We start from the raw sequence: 19,337 nt of genomic DNA, 5'->3' as shown, positions 1-19,337 counted from the left end.
GCCTCAGAACCGCGACTGCAGGTGCTGCCAGAAGCCGTCCCGCAGGGCCCGGCGCAGCACGGCGTGGCCGCGCAGGGAGCGGCTCAGCAACCGTTCGGCGTCCACCAGGAGGTCCTGGTCGACGGGGCCCGGCAGGTACGGGCGTCCGGGCAGCAGCTCGGCGAGCGCGTCGGCGCCCCGCTCGGCCATCCACGTCGCGGCGATCTGCGCGCCCACGAACCGCACCTCGTCGCGCGACGGCGGCGGCTCGCCCTCGTTCTCGTACGTCGTCACGGGGCGCCGCGTGATGTACGGGCGGCAGAACTCCAGGTCGAAGACGCGGGCGCTGTCCACCTCCCACAGCAGGGCCTCCGCCTGGTTGCGGCCCTCGGCGGACTCGATGCCCCAGAGGTGGACCCGGGCGCCGTACCCCTGGGCGGCCTCCACGGCCGACACCAGGTCCTCGTCGCCGCCGACGAGCGCGGCGTCGCTGATGGCGCGGTGCCGGGCCAGTGACTCCAGGTCGGAGCGGATGAGGGAGTCGACGCCCTTCTGCTGGTTGTTGGCGTTGAGGTTGCCGAGGCGGACCTTCACGTCGGGGAGTTCGGCGATGGCCTGCTGCTCGGCGGTGTGGATGCGGCGGCGGGCGCCGTCGTACCAGTAGACGCGCAGCAGGCGGCTGTCGGCGAAGATCGTGCGGGCGGTGTCGATGAAGGCGTCGATCAGGCCCTCGGCGTCGAGGTCGAAGGAGCGGCGGTCCTCGGTGCCCGCCACCAGCAACCCGGCGGAAGCATAGACGTAACCGGCGTCGACGAAGATGGCGTGTGTCGAGGGCGTCTTCGCCACCTCGGCCAGCATGCGTCGCAGGAGCTCATTGGTGCGCTCCAGGCGCTGGGCGATGTCCTCGTCGTTCATAGGGGCCTCATTGTCCGCCCCGGACGACCGGACCGCCAGCCGCGTCCGCACACCCCGCCCCACCAGGTTCTTTAGGCAGTAAAAAATTTCCTTAGCGTAGGGAATGTTTTAACGGCTGTACATCGTTGCAGATGTAACAACACCACTCGACGAAGGGAGAAGCCTTGCGCTTCGAGATCATGCGACTCGACGATGTCGACGGCATCGCCGTGGACAGCACCGTCGTGGACGCCGCCTCCGTCAACCGCATCGTGCAGCAGGCCGCGGCCATGGGCCAGCGCCTCTACATCCGGCCGGCGGAAGCCGCCGCGTCGTAACGTTCGCGAACCACCGCGCCCCCGTACGGAAGATCCGTACGGGGGCGCGGTGCTGTGCGGGCCGGCGCGTCAGGCGGCCTGGATGGTCTGCGTCACGCCGTTGATGATCTGCTGGACGGCGATGGCGGAGAGCATCATGCCGGCGAGCCGCGTCACCAGGACGACACCGCCGTCCTTGATCACACGGATGATCACCAGCGAGTAGCGCAGGGTCAGCCACAGCACCACGTGCATCGCGACGATCGCCGCCCACACGGACACCTGGCCGCTCACGCCCTCGGCGTGCTGCACGGCGAGGATCACCGACACGATCGCGCCGGGCCCGGCGAGCAGCGGCATGCCCAGCGGGACCAGGGCGACGTTCACGTCCTTGGTCTGCTTGGGCTCGTCGGTCTTGCCGGTGAGCAGGTCCAGCGCGATGAGCAGCAGGAGCAGACCGCCCGCGATCATCAGCGCGGGCACGGAGACATGGAGGTACGCCAGGATCTGCTGGCCCAGGAGGCCGAAGACGGTGATCACGCCGAACGCGACGGCGACGGCCTGCCAGGCCATCCGGCGCTGCGCCTTGGTGGCCCGCCCGGAGGTCAGGGCGAGGAAGATCGGGGTGATCCCCGGCGGGTCCATGATCACGAAGAGGGTCAGGAAGAGGGAGCCGAAGACGGCGACGTCGAACACGGTGTGGCCTTGCGGGGAGTGGGGTGTGAAGGAAGGTCGCGCGGCGGCGAGGGGGCGCGGCCGGGCGTGGCGTCGTCGGCGGCGCCGCATGGGGGCGCGGGCCGCGGGACGGTGTCGAGGGGGGTGGAGGCGGTGCCGCGGTTACGGGCGTCCGCCCGTGCCCGGCACGGGGAACGCGCCGGTCGCGCGGCGGGTGATCTCGCCGTAGATCTCCGGGTCGGTGGTGAAGTCGCCGAGCCGGCAGGTCTTGCGGCTGCCGTGGTAGTCGCTGGAGCCGGTGGTGAGCAGCCCGAGCTCGCCGGCGAGGCCGCGCAGCCGGGCGCGGGTGGCCTCGTCGTGGTCCATGTGGTCCACCTCGATGCCGTCGAGCCCGTACGCGGCGAGGTCGGCGATCACGGACTCGGGCACCGTGCGGCCGCGCTTGGCGGCGCCGGGGTGCGCGAAGACGGTCACCCCGCCGGCCTCCTTGACGAGGCGGATGGCCTTGAAGGGGTCGAGCTCGTGCTTCTCGACGTACGCGCGCCCCCCGTCGGCCAGCCACTCGGGCGTGAACGCCGACGACACGTCGGGGACGACGCCGAGCTCGACGAGGGCTTCCGCGATGTGCGGGCGTCCCACGGAGCCGTCGCCCGCGATGGCGGCGACCCGCTCCCAGGTGACCGGCACGCCCAGCTCCTGGAGCTTGCCGACCATGGCGCGGGCGCGCGGCACCCGGTCGTCGCGCACCAGCTCGCGCTCGCGCGCCAGCTCGGGCTCCTCCGGGTCGAAGAGGTACGCCAGCATGTGGACGCCGGTCCCGTCGATACGGCACGACAGCTCGGCGCCCGTGACCAGCGTGAGCCCCTCGGGCAGCGCGGCGAGCGCCTCGGCGTGGCCCCGCGTCGTGTCGTGGTCGGTCAGCGCGACCACGTCGAGCCCGGCCGCGGCGGCGCCGCGCACCAGGTCGGCGGGGGTGTCCGTACCGTCCGACGCCGTGGAGTGGGTGTGCAGGTCGATGCGCACGTCACGTACTCCAGGGCTCACTGCGGACAGGGGACACCCAAGGATAACCGCCCCCCAAACCAGCCAGTCCCGGACGAACACCCCCCACCTCCGGCCCCCGCGGCGCGCGGGCGTCCCGGCGGTCTACGCGAGGAGGCGGGGGGACAGCGCTCCGCAGGGGACCATGTCGACCTCCGGGCCGGCCTCGCGGAGGTCGGTGAGGACCAGCTCGTCGTAGAGCAGCAGGCCCGAGTGCTCCGGCCAGGCGATGGCCCACAGCCACAGGCCGCGCGCCTCGCCCGCGAAGACGGCCCGGCCCTCCGGGACGCCCGCCACATGCCACAGCGGGGTCAGCCGGCCTCCGGCCAGGACCTTGGCGTGCGGCGCCTTGTCCACGCACAGGTGCGGGCCCGGGTCGGGGCCGTCGAGGCCGGCGTACCGGGCGCCGAGGCCGACGCCCAGCTCCTCGGCGACCAGCAGCAGCTCGCCGACGCCGCCGAGCGGACCGGGCCCCGAGCAGGCGACGGCGGTGGCGCGGCCTCCGCTGCGGTCGTCACCGGCGTAGGCGACGCCCGTGTACAGCCAGCCGACGGGCAGCGGCCACGGCATCCACACGGGGACCTTCGCCCGGTTCACCGCGACGTGCAGGGCCTCCAGGCTGGGAGGCACCACGGGCTGCAGCGGGAACACCGGGCCATGCGCCCCGCACTGCCAGCGGTCGGAGAAGAGACCGGGCGCCCGGACCCGGCCTCCGCACTTCGGGCAACTGGGTTCGCCCCTCATAGCGTTCAACGGTCCTCCGACACCGCCGCCGCGTCAAGGACGATCACCCGTCCGGTGTGCCGCCCGCACGCGGCGTGCCCGCACCGCTCCTCCGGAGCCCCCCACCCGTACGGGACGCCACGCCGAGCCCCCGCGCCGTCCCGGCCACGCGGCACGCCAGGCCGGTGACCGCGGCACGCCCGGCCACGCGGCACGCCAGAGTCACGCGGCACGCCCGGCCGGTGGCCGCGGCACGCGCCCGGTCCGGGCTCAGTCCAGGCGGACCGAGGGCCGCAGCGGGTCCCGCAGGTCGGTCTCGGCGGCCAGCCAGCGCTCCTCCAGCGCCCGCGCCCCGTGCACCCGCTTCCACGCGGCCTCGTTCGGCGTCATCGGCAGCAGCGGCAGGAACCGCACCGGGTCCATTCCGCCGTCCAGCTCCAGATCCGCCACCAGACCGCCGGGCTCCCCGACCAGTACGGAGGTGAACGGCGCGCCCGGCCACAGCGGCTCGCCCGTGTCCAGCGACGCGCCCGGCGCCACGACGACGCCCTCCACCTGCGGCGACGCGGCCAGCACGGCGAGCGGGCGCAGCACCTTGTCGGTGTCCGCGAGCCCGGCCCGCACGGTGAGGAACAGCTCCGCGCGCGGGCCCCGCACCGGGTCCGCGACCAGGTCCGTCGGGTCGCTCATGGGCCGCGCCGACATGCCGAGCGTGGCGTAGCGGACGACGGGGCGGTCACCGCCGTTCTCCGTGTCGGTGAAACGCAGCACCTCGATCCGGTCCGTACCGAGGAACGTGACGGAAGCCCGCGCGTCCGGTTCGCCGAGCGCCGAGCGGAGCCGCGCCTCGACGAGCGCGAGAACTTTTTCCATGCGGCGAGCATAAAGCGCGTATCGAACGGGCAAAGACAGGGATTGACCCTCAGTCGGCTGATAGGCTTGGCCGCTGGTCGGGACAGTACGCGGTGGAGGGTTCTCCGCCCGCCGGTGAGAGCAGGCGATGTGCTCTCCGGTCCCGACGTCACGTCATCCCCCACGGGGGACCGGCCGGAGGAGGTGGGGCTGCGGTGGATCGAAGTCGATCGTGCAGTACCAGCCGCTCTTCCGCGCCGCGCGGGCAGCTCCCGCCGCGCACCCCTCGCGTACGCCCCGCTTCCCGTCCGGGCGTCTGAGGCGTTCGTAGCCCGTATTCCGCACGCCGGGCACCGCGCACGACGGAAGAGCACGTCGTCCTTGCCTGTCTGTAGCGAACCGCGAACCGCGAACACCGTCCCGCGATCCGCGGTGCCGCCCGCTTTGCGGACGTACGCAACGCCACGTCCCCATTCCGGGCTGTGCCACGCCTCGCCGACGGCTTCTTGCGTGAAGGAGCCCGCCATGTCGATGATCCGTGACCTGCGCGCCGTCGTACGCCCGTCGCTGCGCAAGCGCAGCGCGCCGTACCAGCCGTACAACGCCTACGACCCGACCCGCGACCCGTCCGCGTCCACTGCGGTGGTGGACTGCGCGGTGTACCGGGACGGGGTGCGGATGGAGGGCGCCGGCTGCCTGACCCCGCGTGAGGCGATGCGGCGGGTCCGGGAGGGCGGCGGCTTCGCGTGGATCGGCCTGCACGAGCCGACGGAGGCCGAATTCGCCGGTATCGCAGCGGAGTTCGGGCTGCACCCGCTGGCCGTGGAGGACGCGGTCCACGCCCATCAGCGGCCGAAGCTGGAGCGGTACGACGACACGCTGTTCACGGTCTTCAAGACGATCCACTACGTGGAGCACGCGGAGCTGACCGCGACCAGCGAGGTCGTGGAGACCGGTGAGCTGATGTGCTTCACCGGCCGGGACTTCGTGATCACCGTCCGGCACGGCGGACAGGGCTCCCTGCGCAATCTGCGGCACCGCCTGGAGGCGGACCCGGAGCTGCTCGCCAAGGGCCCGTCGGCGGTGCTGCACGCCATCGCGGACCACGTCGTGGACGGGTACATCGCGGTCGCGGACGCCGTCGAGATCGACATCGACCAGATCGAGATCGACGTCTTCTCGCCCCCGGCGAAGGGCGGCACGCGCGGCACCGACACCGGCCGCATCTACCAGCTGAAGCGCGAGGTGCTGGAGTTCAAGCGGGCGGTGACCCCGCTGGCGCGGCCGCTGCAGCTGCTCAGCGAGCGGCCGATGCGGCTGGTCGACCCGGACATCCAGAAGTACTTCCGGGACGTCGCCGACCACCTCGCCCGGGTGCAGGAGCAGGTCGTGGGCTTCGACGAGCTGCTGAACTCGATCCTCCAGGCCAATCTGGCGCAGGCGACCGTCACCCAGAACGAGGACATGCGCAAGATCACCTCCTGGGCGGCGATCATCGCCGTGCCGACGGCGGTGTGCGGGGTGTACGGCATGAACTTCGAGCACATGCCCGAGCTGCAGTGGAAGTACGGCTACCCGATGGTGCTGACCGCGATCATCGGCACCTGCTTCGCCATCCACCGCACCCTGAAGCGCAACGGCTGGCTGTAGGGCCTCCGTCCCGCGCTGGCTAAGCTGCGGGGCATGACTGACGACGCGCTGCTCGCCCTCGCCCTGGTCGAGGAGGCCACCAAGAAGTCCGGCCTGATCTGGGTACGGGGCGACGGTCCGGCGCGGGCCCTGTGGCACGTGTGGCACGAGGGCGCCGCGTACGTCGTCGGCGACGGCCCCATGGAGCAGCCGCTGCCTTCCGGTCTCGTCGACGGGGCGGCGGCCGAGGTGACCGTGCGCAGCAAGGACAAGGGCGGCCGGGTCGTCGCCTGGACCGCCGCGGTCACCGAGCCGGCGCCGGGCACGGACGAATGGCGGGCGGCGGCCGACGAGTTGAAGGGCAAGCGGCTCAACGCGCCCGACGCGGAGACGATGACGGAGCGGTGGGCCCGCGAGTGCCGCCTGCTGCGGCTGACGCCCCGCGAGCCGGTCACCGACCTGCCGCAGGGCTCCCTGGCGGCGGTGCCGCTGCCCACTCCGGCGACCACCCGGCAGCCGGTCCCGGCGGCCCTCCCGAGGCTGCTGCTGAAGCGGAGGAAGCGCCGCTGACTCAGTCGCTCGTACGGGGAAGCTGGCGGCCGTAGTCGAGGATGTCCTCCTTCTCCGGCTCCACCAGCGGGAAGTCCTTGTTCCAGTCGGACAGGACCACCACTCCCCCGCCGCCTCCCCGGGCGAACTGGAGCGGGAACGGCGTGCCCTCCAGGGCCACGTCGAGGGTGCCGCCCTCGCCGTGCTGCCCGCCCGCGACCTCGATGGTGCGCACCCCGCCGACCTTGTCGCGGTCGCCCTTGCGGACCTCGCCGTGCAGCTGGAGCAACCCCTTCAGCAGGACGTTCATCTCGGTGAAGCCCCGCAGCTGCTTGTACGACGGGTCGTCCTGGGGGACCTTCACGTACTTGCCGTCCAGCTTGTCCGCGACATCGATGTCCGACTCGGACGACCCGGACGACCCGGACGACCCGGACGACCCGGAGGACCCTGAGGAGTCCGGCGAGTCGGAGGAGTCCGGCGACTCGCCCGGCTTCGCGGAGCCGCCGGCGCCCTCCGCGTGCCGCCAGAACGCCGCGCCCGCCTTCAGGAAGAGGGCGTCGCCCACGCGCAGCAGCTCGAACGTGGACTTGCGGGTGGTGACCGAGCCGGTCGCGCCGTGCGCCTTGAGCCGCATGTTCAGCCGGTACGTGCCCGACTTGGTGACCAGGTTGCCCGCGAGGCGCACGGACACGGCGCCGTCGGCGGCCGCGCGGGCCTTCTTCTCGATCTCGTTCGCGGGGAGTCTGCCGACTCCGTTGGTGCCCTCGTCCGGGTCCTCCGCGCAGGCGGACAGTGCCGCGGCCAGACCGACGCACAGGGCGACGGGGAGCGCGACGCGTCGGATACGCCGAACCGGGGGGAGAGCGGTCACCAGCGCTGCCTCTCGTGTTTCACGTGGGGGACGGCACCGCAGCGTACCGGGGCCGTGTCGCGCGTTCCGAACGGAGCCGGACGGACGCCCTGCCCGGGCGACCCGAAGCAGATCAAGCTAGCCTGAATCACCGGACTGTGGGCATAAGCGGCATGTCGGTTGACGGTCACGCGGATGGGAGGAGGCGCGGGGATGGCAGGAGGCGCCGCCCGGATCTTCGTCTCGCACCTCGCCGGGGCGCCGGTCTTCGACCCCAGCGGCGACCAGGTGGGCCGGGTGCGGGACCTCGTCGCCATGCTGCGCGTGGGACGCAGGCCGCCGCGCGTGCTGGGCCTCGTCGTGGAGGTGATCGGCCGCCGCCGGATCTTCCTGCCGATGACCCGGGTGACCGGCATCGAGTCGGGCCAGGTCATCACGACGGGGGTGCTCAACGTACGCCGCTTCGAACAGCGCCCCACCGAGCGCCTGGTCCTCGGCGAACTGCTCGACCGGCGCGTCACCCTCGTCGACAGCGGTGACGAGGTGACCGTCCTCGACGTGGCGATGCGCCAGCTGCCGGCCCGGCGCGACTGGGAGATCGACCGGGTCTTCGTACGCCGCGGCGGGGGCGGGGCGCTGCGCCGCAAGGGCGAGACGCTGACCGTGGAGTGGTCGGCGGTGACCGGCTTCTCGCTGGAGGAGGTCGGGCAGGGCGCGGAGAACCTGGTCGCCACCTTCGAGCAGATGCGCCCCGCCGACCTGGCGAACGCGCTGCACCACCTGACGCCCAAGCGGCGCGCCGAGGTCGCCGCGGCCCTCCACGACGACCGGCTGGCGGACGTGCTGGAGGAGCTGCCCGAGGACGACCAGATCGAGATCCTCGGCAAGCTGAAGGCGGAGCGGGCCGCCGACGTGCTGGAGGCGATGGACCCGGACGACGCCGCCGACCTGCTCTCGGAACTGCCGGAGGACGAGAAGGAGCGCCTCCTGCGGCTGATGCGCCCGGACGACGCGGCGGACGTGCGGCGGCTGATGTCGTACGAGGAGCGCACCGCGGGCGGTCTGATGACGACGGAGCCGATCGTGCTGCGCCCGGACGCCACGGTCGCCGACGCCCTCGCGCGCGTACGGCAGCAGGACCTCTCCCCCGCCCTGGCGGCGCAGGTGTACGTGTGCCGGCCGCCCGACGAGACGCCCACGGGGAAGTTCCTGGGCACGGTCCACTTCCAGCGGCTGCTGCGGGACCCGCCCTTCACGCTGGTGTCCGCGATCGTCGACACGGACCTGGAGCCGCTGTCCCCCGACACCCCGCTGCCGGCCGTGACCAGCCATCTCGCCGCGTACAACCTGGTCGCGGCGCCCGTGGTGGACGACAGCGGGTCGCTGCTCGGCGCGGTCACCGTGGACGACGTGCTGGACCACCTGCTGCCGGACGACTGGCGGGAGACCGAGTTCGGGCCGGAAGCGGAGCGGGAGGTCGCGCATGGTGCCTGACCGCGCCCCCGAGCGGGGCCCCGGACGCGACCGGGCGGGCGGGCGGGAACGCGCCGCCCGCGACCGTGCGGGCGGGCGGGACCGGTCGGCGCCGCGCACCCGGCTCGACCAGCCGCTGGACCAGCCGCGGGTGCGGCGGCCCAGGCTGCTGCCGGAGTACGACCCGGAGGCGTTCGGGCGGCTGTCGGAGCGGATCGCCCGGTTCCTGGGCACGGGCCGGTTCATCGTCTGGATGACGGTGGTGATCATCACATGGCTGATCTGGAACGTCACCATGCCGGACCCGCTGCGCTTCGACCCGTACCCGTTCATCTTCCTCACGCTGATGCTGTCGCTGCAGGCGTCGTACGCGGCCCCGCTGATCCTCCTCGCGCAGAACCGGCAGGACGACCGGGACCGGGTCAACCTGGAGCAGGACCGGGCGCAGAACGAGCGGTCCATCGCGGACACCGAGTACCTGACGCGGGAGGTCGCCGCGCTGCGGATGGGCCTCGGCGAGGTCGCCACCCGCGACTGGATCCGCTCCGAGCTGGAGGACCTGGTGCGCGAGCTGGAGGAGCGCGGCTCGGTACTGCCGCCCTCCGGGGCGCCCGGACGTGACGAAGGCGACCGCTGACGGGCTTTCCGGGGCCCGTGGTCGGCGCCGTACCATCGTCCGTATGACGACGGAAGACGCGGTGCGCGAGGCACTGGCGACGGTGAACGACCCCGAGATCAACCGACCGATCACCGATCTCGGCATGGTCAAGTCAGTCGAGATCGGGGCGGACGGCGCGGTGGCCGTGTCCGTGTACCTGACGGTCTCCGGCTGCCCGATGCGCGAGACCATCACGAAGAACGTGCACGACGCGGTCGCCCGCGTCGAGGGCGTCACCCGCGTCGACGTGTCGCTGGACGTGATGAGCGACGAGCAGCGCAAGGAGCTCGCCGCCGCGCTGCGCGGCACGACCGCCGAGCGCGAGGTGCCCTTCGCGAAGCCCGGCTCGCTGACCCGTGTGTACGCGGTCGCGTCCGGCAAGGGCGGCGTCGGCAAGTCGTCGGTGACGGTGAACCTGGCCGCCGCGATGGCCGCCGACGGGCTGAAGGTCGGTGTCGTCGACGCCGACATCTACGGCCACAGCGTGCCCCGCATGCTGGGCGCCGACGGGCAGCCCACCCAGGTCGAGAACATGATCATGCCGCCGTCGGCGCACGGCGTGAAGGTCATCTCGATCGGCATGTTCACCCCGGGCAACACCCCCGTCGTGTGGCGCGGCCCGATGCTGCACCGCGCGCTCCAGCAGTTCCTCGCGGACGTGTACTGGGGCGACCTGGACGTGCTGCTGCTCGACCTCCCGCCGGGCACCGGCGACATCGCGATCTCCGTGGCGCAGCTGGTGCCGAACGCCGAGATCCTGGTCGTCACGACGCCGCAGCAGGCGGCCGCCGAGGTGGCGGAGCGGGCCGGTTCGATCGCCGTGCAGACCCACCAGAAGATCGTCGGCGTCGTGGAGAACATGTCGGGCCTGCCCTGCCCGCACTGCGACGAGATGGTCGACGTGTTCGGCACGGGCGGCGGCCAGAAGGTCGCCGACGGGCTGACCCGCACGACCGGCGCGACGGTGCCGGTGCTCGGCTCCATCCCGATCGACATGCGGCTGCGGGAGGGCGGCGACGAGGGCAAGCCCGTCGTCCTGTCCGACCCGGACTCGCCGGCCGGTGCGGCGCTGCGCGCCATCGCGGGCAAGCTCGGCGGCCGTCAGCGCGGCCTGTCCGGCATGTCCCTGGGCATCACGCCCCGCAACAAGTTCTGACGCCGATACGGCCTCATGGCGAAGGGGCGCCGCTCACGTCGAGCGGCGCCCCTTCGCCGTACGCCCACGGGCGTGCCCGGGGGTCAGGCGTAGGCCGTGATGTCCGGGACGACGGCGAAACCGAGGCCGTACGCGCTCATCCCGCGCCCGTACGCGCCGAGGTGGACGCGGCCGGTGGTGCCGGCCAGGACCCAGCCGAACTCGGACTCGCGGTAGTGGAACGGCCGCGGCACCCCGTCCACGGGGAGCGACAGCGTCGTCCAGGCCGCGCCGTCCAGGTCGTCGGCCAGCGCGAACGCGGTCTCCGTCTGCTGGTCCAGCCACTCGCCGCGCAGCGCGTGGTCCAGCTGGGCGGGCCAGGTGTACGCGAGCAGCCCCGACCCGGCGAGCCAGGCCGCGGAGGACACGCCGGTGGCGTCCAGGACGCCCGTGCCGTCGCCCGAGCCGCGCGTCGGCTGCGCGGCGACGGTGACGACCACGGCGAACGCGCCGCGGTCCTGGCCGGCCGCCTCCGGCCGTATCGACGGCTCCTCGCCGTGGCCGGTCGAGCCGTGCTGGACGCTGCCGTCCGCCGCGGTGCCGACCTGCATCAGCCAGCGCGGGCCGGCGAACGCCTCGTCCAGCCCGTACCAGGGGAAGGGGGCCCGCAGATACCCGTCGACGGTGCGACGGGCCGGAGGCACCCCCTCGGACGTGGGTGTGGTGCTGGGCGTCGGCTGTGCCTGTGCCCCCACCCGACTCGTGGTCTCCATCTGCCCGGCCGCCTCCTCGATCCGTTCGGACAGAGGGAGAGGATAGCCACCGGGGAGGGACTCGTCCGGGAAGTCCCGCTCCCGAGGGCCCGCCGGATGCTCCGGGTGGCCTAGGACTCCGCGGTCGCCCGGTCCGGTCAGGTGGCGTCGGCGTCGAAGGGCGGCCGGTCGTACGAGCCGGACGTGTCGCGCTTCTTCAGCAGCTCGGGCGCGGCGGCGGAGCCCGCGGCCGCGGCCGTGCCGGTGACCGCCGTGCCGGAGACGTTGTCCTTCACGGCGCCGGCGAGGTCGTCGATCTCCTTGCGGAGGTCGAAGCTGCTGCGCAGCTCGTGGAGGTCCTTGAGGTCCGGGTTCTCAGCGAGCTGCTTGCGGATGAAGGTCTTCGGGTTGAGGTCCTCGAACTCGAAGTCCTTGAACTCGGGGCCGAGCTCGCTGCGGATGTCCTGCTTGGCGCTCTCGGAGAAGTTCCGGATCTTGCGGATGAATCCGCTGACGTCCTGGATGAGCTGCGGCAGCTTGTCGGGACCCCAGATGAGCACGGCGAGGATCACCAGCGCCACCACCTCGAGTGCGCCTATGTCACTGAACACCTTGTTGCTCCTCCTCAGGTCTCCGCTGCACCAAGGTACCCGCTTCCCCGCCGCGGCGGGACTGCCACCGGGGCGGTCCCGCCGGGCCCGGCGGGGCCCTCAGCCGTTCGGCCGTCAGCCCTCCGCCGACGAGCCGAGCGTCAGCGTGTGGGACGCCTCACGGGTGCCGCGCCGCACGGTGAGGACGAGCGCGTCGCCGGGCCGGTGGGCGCGGATCTTGACGATCAGCTCCTCGCCGCTGTGGACGCGCTCGCCGTCGACCTTGGTGATCACGTCGCCGGGGCGGATGCCCGCCTTGGCGGCCGGGCCGCCGGGGGTGACGGACGCGCCGCCGTCCTGCGCCTTGTCCGCGACGCGGGCGCCGTCGCCGGCGAACTTCATGTCGAGGCTGACGCCGATGACCGGGTGGGTGGCCCTGCCGGTGTTGATCAGCTCCTCGGCGACGCGCTTGCCCTGGTTGATGGGGATCGCGAAGCCGAGGCCGATGGAGCCGGACTGGCCGTCGTCGATGCCGGAGCCGCTGTCGGCGGCGCGGATGGCGCTGTTGATGCCGATGACGCGGGCCTGCGCGTCGAGGAGGGGGCCGCCGGAGTTGCCCGGGTTTATCGGGGCGTCGGTCTGCAGGGCGTCGACATAGCTGATGTCGCTGCCGTCCCCCTTGTCGCCGCCCGCCGTGATGGGGCGGCCCTTGGCGCTGATGATGCCGGAGGTGACGGTGTTCTGGAGGTCGAAGGGGGCGCCGATGGCGACGACGGGGTCGCCGACGCGGACGCCGTCGGAGTTGCCGAGCGGCAGCGGCGCGAGGTTCTTCACACCGGTGACGCGGACGACGGCGAGGTCGTAGCCGCTGTCGCCGCCGACGAGCGTGGCACGGGCGGTCTCCCCGCCGCTGAAGGTGACGGTGATCTCGCCGCCGTCCTCCCCGGAGTCGACGACGTGGTGGTTGGTGAGGATGTGGCCGCGCTTGTCGAGGACGAAGCCGGTGCCGGTGCCCTGCGCGCCGCCGCCGCTCACATGGAGGGTGACCACACTGGGCAGGGCGCGGGCGGCGATCCCGGCGACGCTGTCCGGCGCGCGGTCCTGGCCGCCCGCCCCGGCCTGGGGCAGCTCGACGGTGGTGAGGCCGCCGTTGCGTTCCACGTACGCGCCGACGGCGCCGCCGATGACCCCGGTGAGCAGCGCGAACACCAGCGCGCCGACGAGCGCCAGGCCCCTGCGCGGCCTGCGCGGCGCACCGCCGGTGCCGTGGCCGCCGCCGGGGCCGTGGCCGCTGCCGCCGGTGAGCGGCTGGGCGGCGGGCCGGTTCCACGGGTCGTACTGGCCCCACTGCGCGGGCACCCGGGGAGCCGGGGCGGCGGGGGCGGGCGCGGGGCCGTGCGGTGCGGGGGGCCGGACGTGGGGCGGCGGGGCCGCGGCGGGGGCGGGGGCCGGGGTGCCGTAGGCGGGGGTGTGGCCGAGGACGGGGCGCTGGACGGGTGGCGCGGGCGCCCAGGGTCCGGGCTCGCCGTAGGGCGGGGTGCGGTACTCGTCGGGCGCGTGCAGCGGAGTGCCGCCGGGGCGGTGCGCGCCGGGAGCGGCTTCGGGCGCGGCCGGCGGGACCTGCGCGGGTGCCGCCGCCGGGGCCTGCGCGGGTGCCGCTCCGGTCTGGGCGGGGGCCGGCTCGGGGGCGGTGGCCGGCTGCGGGGCGGTGGATGCCGGCGCCTCGGGCCGGCGGGGGGCGGCCACGGCTGGGGCCTCGGCAACGGCAGGGACCTCCGCGGCGGCAGGGGCAGCGGCATCCGGGGTGCCCGCCGCGTCCGCCGTGCCGGGTGTCGCCTGGGCCGGGGCTGGGGCGGCGTCCAGCTGGGGCGGGACGCTCTTGGTCAGGGACGGGCCCGGAGCGGGCGCCGCGCCCTCGGCGGGGGCGGGCGGCTGGGCCGGGGGGCCCGCCGGGACCGGCGCGGCGGCCGCCCCACGCGGGGTGGGGCGGCTCCACCAGGTTCGCTTGGGCTGGGTGGGCTTCCCGTCGTCCATGTTCTCCCCGCTACTGGCCACTCAGCGCCCCTCCGGCGCCCCTGACCACGGATTCAACCAGGTGGGCCAGGGCGCCGTTCAGGGTATCGGGGGCGCCTTGGGTGACGGGTGCGCCGTCCGTACGGGAACGGGGGCGCCTATCAGCGGCAGCGTGTTCGCGCCGATCAGCGGTGTGGCCGTGTGGAGGAACGGCGGGGCGGCCGGGTGCTGGGCGCGCACCTGGACGGCGCCGGGCGCGAGGATGCCGGGCCGGTCCGCGAACCGTCCCGTGCCCGTGCCCGCGCCGACGCCCGTGGCGGAGCGGCGGCGGCTGTTCTCCGCGGTGGCCGGCTGCCCGGCGGACGGGGACCGCAGCGGCGTCACGTTGTTCCCCGAGCCCTCGCCGCGCGCGTCCACGGTCGTGACGGTCGGCACGGCACCGCTCAGCGCGATGGCGGCGAACGACACGGCGCTCGCCGCGGCGAACGCGAACCTGCGGGCACGCCACGGCGACCGGTCGCCTTCGCGGCCGACCTCGTGGATGCGGAAGCCCGCCCGCTCGGCGGGGGCGTGCTCGTCGGCCGGGACGTAGCCGAAGCCGCCGGGCCGCATCCCGAACGGACCGGGCGCGGAACCGGGACGTCCGCCGTCCCGGGCGTGCCCGGGCCCCACCTGGCCGGTGCCCAGCGCGCCGCCCGGGAGGCCGCCGCCGCCGAACGGCGGGCCGCCGTCGGATGCGGCGCCGCCGGGCAGACCCTGCAGACGCGCCAGCAGCCCCGCGGGGGGCGGGGGCGGGGCGGCTTCGGCGAAGTAGTTCTTCAGGCGGCGCTGCGCGTCCGCCTCGGCTTTGCAGCGGGCGCACGTCGCCAGATGGGCGAGGACCCGCTCGCGGGCGTCATGACCCAGCTCGCCGTCGACCAGCGCGGCGAGCCGGTCCCCCAGATGCTGTTCCGCTGGGGTCGGACGTGTGCCACTCACGCGGCTCCGCCCTCCGCCCCCACGGCGACGAACGCGCGCTCGGGCCGTGCGATGACGCGCTGCGCTCCGGCCCGCGCCTCGGGCGAGCGGTGCTTGAGCGCCTTGCGCAGATGCGACCGGCCGCGGTGGATGCGGCTGCGGACCGTGCCGAGCTTCACGCCGAGCGTCGCGGCGATCTCCTCGTACGACAGGCCCTCGATGTCGCAGAGCACGACGGCGGCGCGGAACTCCGGCGCCAGCGTGTCCAGCGCCTGCTGCACGTCCGCGTCGAAGTGCGTGTCGTGGAAGGCCTGCTGGGGCGACGGCTCGCGGCTGGGCAGCCGCTCGGCCGCGTCCTCGCCGAGCGCGTCGAAGCGGATGCGCTGCTTGCGCCGCACCATGTCCAGGAACAGGTTCGTGGTGATGCGGTGCAGCCAGCCCTCGAACGTGCCGGGGGTGTAGGTCGACAGCGAGCGGAAGACGCGGACGAAGACCTCCTGGGTGAGGTCCTCGGCGTCGTGCTGGTTGCCCGTCAGACGGTAGGCGAGGCGGTACACGCGGCCGCTGTGCGTGCTGACGATCTCCTCCCAGGTCGGGGGAGCCCACGCCTGCGATTCCGCATCCGATGCGAAGGTCGCCGTCGTGGCTGCGGTCTCGGTGGCGGCATGGGTGCTGTCAGCGGTGTCGGTCACGGATTTCGGCTCACCCGCCGACCTGAGGAAGCGCCGCAAACGCGCTCCTCTCCGATCCACAGGCGCAGCCGCACCTCCCCTGTCGGCTCTGGTGGTGTCCAGTGGAGCCCCTACCATAGCCACCTCGCCCGTTAGCTCCGGATAAGAATCTTTACGAGAATTTGGGACCGACTTCGGGTCTTGGGTCCGCCCGGCCGCCCCCACCCCTTCCCAACGCCTGGTCCCATCTGCGGGTTCCCGACCGCGAGCGACTACAGTCACCGTTGCCAACTACGGGAACAGGAGAGGGTCATTACCGCCAACCGGCAGACGAGCTGGGCCTTCGCCGACGCCTTCGCGGCCGAGGACGACGCTCTGCGCTGGGCCCGGGACCGGGCCCGGGAGGCAGGGGTGCCCTCGGTGTCCCCCGGCACCGGTGCCGCACTGCGGATGCTCGCCGCCACGGCGGACGCCAAGGCCGTCGCGGAGATCGGCACGGGCACCGGCGTCTCCGGGATCTACCTCCTGCTGGGCATGCGGCCGGACGGGGTGCTCACCACCGTGGACCCGGAGCCGGACCGGCAGCAGTTCGCCAAGCAGGCGTTCCGCGCGGCGGGCTTCGCCGGGAACCGGGCCCGCTTCATCCCCGGCCGGGCGCTGGACGTGCTGCCGAGGCTGGCGGACGGCGGATACGACGTGGTCTTCTGCGACGGCGACCGCACCGAGTACCTGGCGTACCTCGACGAATCGTTGCGGCTGCTGCGGCCGGGCGGCCTGGTGTGCTTCGAGGGCGTCTTCGCGGACGGCCGGACGGTCGACTCGGGCGTCCAGCCGGTGGAGGTGCTGACGCTGCGCGAGCTGCTGCGGACGGTCCGGGAGAGCGACGCGCTGGTGCCGTCGCTGCTGCCGGTGGGCGACGGGCTGCTCTGCGCCGTACGCCGGGGCTGAACCTCCCGGTGGCGCGGAGCGGAGTCCACGCGGGCGTCAGGCGCGACGGGGCGGGCCGAACGGGGCCGGGAGGTCCACGCGTGTGCGGGAGGCCGGTCGGGAGCCGCGCGCCCGCCGGGCGGGCACCCGCCGCGGCGCCCGCGCCCGGGACCGGAGCCCTCGGGGACGTACGGCCCCTGCGAGCGAAAGCCCCGGCGCGGTGCGGGCACCGGCCGGGGCGATCGGGAAAACGTGGGGCGTAAGCGTCAGCTCGTGACCTTCTTCAGCTCCTCGCCGAGGGCTACGGCCTCGTCCGGGGTCAGCTCGACGACAAGCCGACCGCCGCCTTCGAGCGGAACGCGCATGACGATGCCCCGCCCCTCCTTGGTCACCTCGAGCGGGCCGTCGCCCGTCCGCGGCTTCATGGCCGCCATGCTCGTTCCCCTTCCTGAAACCAGCTCATCGTTCAGCCGATGGCCCTCGGGAAAGGGCGCGGACCGGCGTCGAACACATTGCTTCCAGGTCATTATCCCGCATGGCGACACCCGATGACCAACATCGGGCCGGACAGCTTGGGCAACGTGATCTCGCAAAACCCCTCATTTCGGCGATCCTCCTGCCATACTTCGCCGCTGCCGCGTCCCGCGCGGGCGCCCGTCGTTTGACGCAGGTCACATGCCGGAGCCCGATGATCTCCGCCATGCTGGGCGGGACACGACCGCCGGAGCCGCAAAGGGGACCCTGCCATGGCCGACACCGTGCTGTACGAGGTGAACGACGGACTCGCCACCGTCACCATCAACCGGCCGGACGCGATGAACGCGATGAACACCGAGGCGAAGGTCGCCCTGCGGGACGCCCTGCAGGCCGCCGGCGCCGATCCGGCCGTGCGCGCGGTGCTGCTGACGGCGACGGGCCGGGCCTTCTGCGTGGGCCAGGACCTCAAGGAGCATGTGCGGTCGCTGACCGGCGAGGACGCCATGCGGACCGTACGGGAGCACTACAACCCGATCGTCCGGGCGATCACCGGCATGCCCAAGCCCGTGGTGGCCGGGGTGAACGGGGTCGCGGCGGGTGCCGGCTTCGGCTTCGCGCTGGCGGCGGACTACCGGGTCGTCGCGGACACGGCGTCGTTCAACACCTCGTTCGCCGGGGTGGCGCTCAGCGCCGACTCGGGCCTCTCCTGGACGCTGCCCCGCCTGATCGGCGCCAGCCGGGCCGCCGACCTGATGATGTTCCCGCGCTCCCTGTCGGCTAGCGAGGCGTACGAGCTGGGCCTGGTGAACAAGCTCGTACCGGCCGCCGACCTGGCCGCCGAGGCGCTGAGGACCGCGCGAGCCCTGGCGGAGGGGCCGACGCTGGCGTACGCGTCGATCAAGGAGGCCATGGCGTACGGCGCCGGGCACACCCTGGAGGAGTCGCTGGTCAAGGAGGACGAGCTGCAGACGCGTGCGGGCGCCTCCGAGGACCACCGGATCGCGGTGGAGGCGTTCCTCGCCAAGGAGAAGCCGAAGTACGTCGGCCGCTAGGAGGCGGGGACGGCCGGGCGCGTGGTGCGGGCGACGCAGTCCGCGAGGTGGTCGTCGACCAGGCCGCACGCCTGCATCAGCGCGTATGCCGTGGTGGGGCCGACGAAGCGGATGCCGCGCTGCTTCAGGGCCTTCGCCAGGGCCGTCGACTCCGGCGTGACCGCGGGGACGTCCGCGAGGGTGCGGGGCACCGGGCGGGTCGCCGGGTCCGGGGCGTGGGACCAGATCAGCCGGTCCAGCTCCCCGGGTTCCCACCCGGCGAGGACCCGCGCGTTGGCGAGCGTCGCGTCGATCTTGGCCCGGTTGCGGATGATGCCCTCGTCGGCGAGGAGCCGCTCCCTGTCGGTGTCCGTGAACGCGGCGACGGCCGCGATCCGGAAGTCCGCGAAGGCCCGCCGGAAGCCCTCCCGGCGGCGCAGGATCGTGATCCACGACAGACCGGACTGGAACGCCTCCAGGCAGAGCCGTTCGAACAGGGCGTCGTCACCGTGGACGGGGCGGCCCCACTCGCCGTCGTGGTACGGCAAGTAGTCGGGGGTCGACACGCCCCACGGGCAGCGCGGCGCGCCGTCCGGTCCGGGCACGGCCCCGCCGGTCACCGGTGCCCCTCCCCGTCCCGCGCGTCGCCGCCGTCCCGTACGCCGCCGTCCTGGCGCGTCCCGCGGTCGCCGTGACCGGCGCTGTCGCCGGGCGCGGCCGTGTCGTCGTACGCGGTGGTGCCGGGCGCGGCCGTGTCCTCGTACGCCGTCGCGTCGTCGTACGCGGGCGGCTCGGGGGCCGGGTGCTTGGCGAAGAGGTCCGTGCGGCCGGACGCGGTGGCCTGGGCGCCGGCCAGCGCGGACTCCAGCTCCGCGATGCGGGCGTCCCGCTCGGCCAGTTCGGCGGCCAGCCGGTCCAGCACGTCGTCGACGTCGGTCATCCGGTAGCCGCGCGGGGCGAGCGGCAGCCGCAGCGTCTCCACGTCGGCGCGGGTGACGGGCCGGGTGAGCGGCAGCGGGTCGGCCAGGTGCTCGGGCGGCGCCTCGGGCAGCACCTCGTTCTCCGGGCCGCCGACCACCGCTAGGGTCACCGCGGCCACGACGACGACCATGGCTACAGCCAAGAACCAGAACACAGTGCG

22 protein-coding genes are annotated in these 19,337 nt (G+C 73.7%); 8 read left to right on the top strand and 14 right to left on the bottom strand.

The window, feature by feature from the left end; translation table 11 throughout:
- Positions 1–3: 3 nt before the first annotated feature.
- A complete protein-coding gene (locus ACSUPT_RS19845; protein ID WP_351965697.1) occupies positions 4–894 on the bottom strand; it encodes an NYN domain-containing protein in 891 nt (296 codons plus the stop codon).
- Positions 895–1,073: 179 nt separating this feature from the next.
- Between ACSUPT_RS19845 and ACSUPT_RS19840 the strand changes: the two genes are divergently transcribed.
- On the top strand, positions 1,074–1,211 hold the full coding sequence (locus ACSUPT_RS19840) for a hypothetical protein (RefSeq protein ID WP_351965757.1): 138 nt from the start codon (positions 1,074–1,076) through the stop codon (positions 1,209–1,211).
- Positions 1,212–1,280: 69 nt separating this feature from the next.
- Here the strand turns inward: ACSUPT_RS19840 and ACSUPT_RS19835 are convergent, their stop codons facing one another.
- The 4 genes from ACSUPT_RS19835 to ACSUPT_RS19820 form a co-directional block, all read right to left on the bottom strand.
- The gene (locus tag ACSUPT_RS19835; RefSeq protein WP_351965696.1) at positions 1,281–1,886 is read right to left on the bottom strand and encodes a MarC family protein; all 606 of its coding nucleotides are present in this window, start codon (positions 1,884–1,886) and stop codon (positions 1,281–1,283) included.
- A gap of 141 nt (positions 1,887–2,027) precedes the next feature.
- Complete coding sequence (locus ACSUPT_RS19830; RefSeq protein ID WP_436946239.1) at positions 2,028–2,888, bottom strand: PHP domain-containing protein; 861 nt, start codon at positions 2,886–2,888, stop codon at positions 2,028–2,030.
- 123 nt (positions 2,889–3,011) lie between these two features.
- Complete coding sequence (locus ACSUPT_RS19825) at positions 3,012–3,650, bottom strand: DUF6758 family protein (protein ID WP_351965695.1); 639 nt, start codon at positions 3,648–3,650, stop codon at positions 3,012–3,014.
- Positions 3,651–3,899: 249 nt separating this feature from the next.
- The gene (locus tag ACSUPT_RS19820) at positions 3,900–4,502 is read right to left on the bottom strand and encodes a suppressor of fused domain protein (RefSeq protein ID WP_351965694.1); all 603 of its coding nucleotides are present in this window, start codon (positions 4,500–4,502) and stop codon (positions 3,900–3,902) included.
- Between the two features lie 504 nt (positions 4,503–5,006).
- On the opposite strand from ACSUPT_RS19820, the gene ACSUPT_RS19815 reads away from it, so the two are divergent.
- Both ACSUPT_RS19815 and ACSUPT_RS19810 read left to right on the top strand, forming a co-directional pair.
- Complete coding sequence (locus ACSUPT_RS19815; protein WP_351965693.1) at positions 5,007–6,131, top strand: magnesium and cobalt transport protein CorA; 1,125 nt, start codon at positions 5,007–5,009, stop codon at positions 6,129–6,131.
- A 33-nt stretch (positions 6,132–6,164) separates the two neighbouring features.
- Positions 6,165–6,680: a hypothetical protein gene (locus tag ACSUPT_RS19810; RefSeq protein ID WP_404144487.1), complete on the top strand. Its 516-nt coding sequence runs from the start codon at positions 6,165–6,167 to the stop codon at positions 6,678–6,680.
- 1 nt (position 6,681) lies between these two features.
- Here ACSUPT_RS19810 and ACSUPT_RS19805 read toward each other — a convergent pair whose 3' ends face one another.
- Positions 6,682–7,533, bottom strand: a complete 852-nt coding sequence (locus ACSUPT_RS19805) for a hypothetical protein (RefSeq protein ID WP_436945134.1) — start codon at positions 7,531–7,533, stop codon at positions 6,682–6,684.
- Between the two features lie 192 nt (positions 7,534–7,725).
- Between ACSUPT_RS19805 and ACSUPT_RS19800 the strand changes: the two genes are divergently transcribed.
- Genes ACSUPT_RS19800 through ACSUPT_RS19790 form a run of 3 tightly spaced genes read left to right on the top strand, consistent with a single transcriptional unit; the run spans position 7,726 to position 10,799 of the window.
- Positions 7,726–9,006, top strand: a complete 1,281-nt coding sequence (locus ACSUPT_RS19800; protein ID WP_351965690.1) for a magnesium transporter MgtE N-terminal domain-containing protein — start codon at positions 7,726–7,728, stop codon at positions 9,004–9,006.
- Positions 8,996–9,622 carry a DUF1003 domain-containing protein gene (locus tag ACSUPT_RS19795; protein ID WP_351965689.1) on the top strand — a complete coding sequence of 209 codons (627 nt, stop codon included), beginning with the start codon at positions 8,996–8,998 and terminating at the stop codon, positions 9,620–9,622. Before ACSUPT_RS19800 ends, ACSUPT_RS19795 begins: the two co-directional genes overlap by 11 nt.
- 43 nt (positions 9,623–9,665) lie before the next feature.
- Positions 9,666–10,799 carry an Mrp/NBP35 family ATP-binding protein gene (locus ACSUPT_RS19790; protein ID WP_351965688.1) on the top strand — a complete coding sequence of 378 codons (1,134 nt, stop codon included), beginning with the start codon at positions 9,666–9,668 and terminating at the stop codon, positions 10,797–10,799.
- A gap of 83 nt (positions 10,800–10,882) precedes the next feature.
- Here ACSUPT_RS19790 and ACSUPT_RS19785 read toward each other — a convergent pair whose 3' ends face one another.
- The 5 genes from ACSUPT_RS19785 to sigE form a co-directional block, all read right to left on the bottom strand.
- Positions 10,883–11,551 (bottom strand): hypothetical protein, encoded by a 669-nt coding sequence (locus ACSUPT_RS19785; protein WP_351965687.1) that lies wholly within the window; start codon positions 11,549–11,551, stop codon positions 10,883–10,885.
- A gap of 137 nt (positions 11,552–11,688) precedes the next feature.
- On the bottom strand, positions 11,689–12,141 hold the full coding sequence (locus ACSUPT_RS19780; protein ID WP_351965686.1) for a sec-independent translocase: 453 nt from the start codon (positions 12,139–12,141) through the stop codon (positions 11,689–11,691).
- A gap of 114 nt (positions 12,142–12,255) precedes the next feature.
- Positions 12,256–14,154, bottom strand: a complete 1,899-nt coding sequence (locus tag ACSUPT_RS19775) for a S1C family serine protease (protein ID WP_436946238.1) — start codon at positions 14,152–14,154, stop codon at positions 12,256–12,258.
- 78 nt (positions 14,155–14,232) lie between these two features.
- A complete protein-coding gene (locus ACSUPT_RS19770) occupies positions 14,233–15,111 on the bottom strand; it encodes a zf-HC2 domain-containing protein (protein ID WP_399216889.1) in 879 nt (292 codons plus the stop codon).
- Positions 15,108–15,899, bottom strand: a complete 792-nt coding sequence (sigE, locus tag ACSUPT_RS19765; protein ID WP_351965684.1) for an RNA polymerase sigma factor SigE — start codon at positions 15,897–15,899, stop codon at positions 15,108–15,110. Before sigE ends, ACSUPT_RS19770 begins: the two co-directional genes overlap by 4 nt.
- A gap of 273 nt (positions 15,900–16,172) precedes the next feature.
- Between sigE and ACSUPT_RS19760 the strand changes: the two genes are divergently transcribed.
- A complete protein-coding gene (locus tag ACSUPT_RS19760; protein WP_028963846.1) occupies positions 16,173–16,709 on the top strand; it encodes an O-methyltransferase in 537 nt (178 codons plus the stop codon).
- Between the two features lie 245 nt (positions 16,710–16,954).
- On the opposite strand, the gene ACSUPT_RS19755 is transcribed toward ACSUPT_RS19760, so the two are convergent.
- Positions 16,955–17,122, bottom strand: coding sequence for a DUF3117 domain-containing protein (locus ACSUPT_RS19755; RefSeq protein ID WP_010474836.1), 168 nt, complete (start codon positions 17,120–17,122; stop codon positions 16,955–16,957).
- 312 nt (positions 17,123–17,434) lie between these two features.
- On the opposite strand from ACSUPT_RS19755, the gene ACSUPT_RS19750 reads away from it, so the two are divergent.
- A complete protein-coding gene (locus tag ACSUPT_RS19750) occupies positions 17,435–18,217 on the top strand; it encodes an enoyl-CoA hydratase/isomerase family protein (RefSeq protein ID WP_351965683.1) in 783 nt (260 codons plus the stop codon).
- Here ACSUPT_RS19750 and ACSUPT_RS19745 read toward each other — a convergent pair.
- Positions 18,214–18,816 carry a DNA-3-methyladenine glycosylase I gene (locus ACSUPT_RS19745; protein ID WP_436945131.1) on the bottom strand — a complete coding sequence of 201 codons (603 nt, stop codon included), beginning with the start codon at positions 18,814–18,816 and terminating at the stop codon, positions 18,214–18,216. The two genes, ACSUPT_RS19750 and ACSUPT_RS19745, sit on opposite strands and share 4 nt — an antisense overlap.
- The gene (locus ACSUPT_RS19740; protein ID WP_436945129.1) at positions 18,813–19,307 is read right to left on the bottom strand and encodes a DivIVA domain-containing protein; all 495 of its coding nucleotides are present in this window, start codon (positions 19,305–19,307) and stop codon (positions 18,813–18,815) included. The genes ACSUPT_RS19745 and ACSUPT_RS19740 overlap by 4 nt, the downstream gene beginning before the upstream one ends.
- Positions 19,308–19,337: the final 30 nt, after the last annotated feature.

The sequence above is a fragment of the Streptomyces sp. SudanB25_2051 genome (assembly GCF_964272635.1).
GTDB lineage: Bacteria > Actinomycetota > Actinomycetes > Streptomycetales > Streptomycetaceae > Streptomyces.
Note: the sequence above shows the minus strand (reverse complement) of the source record. Positions and strands in the feature narration are given on the sequence as shown.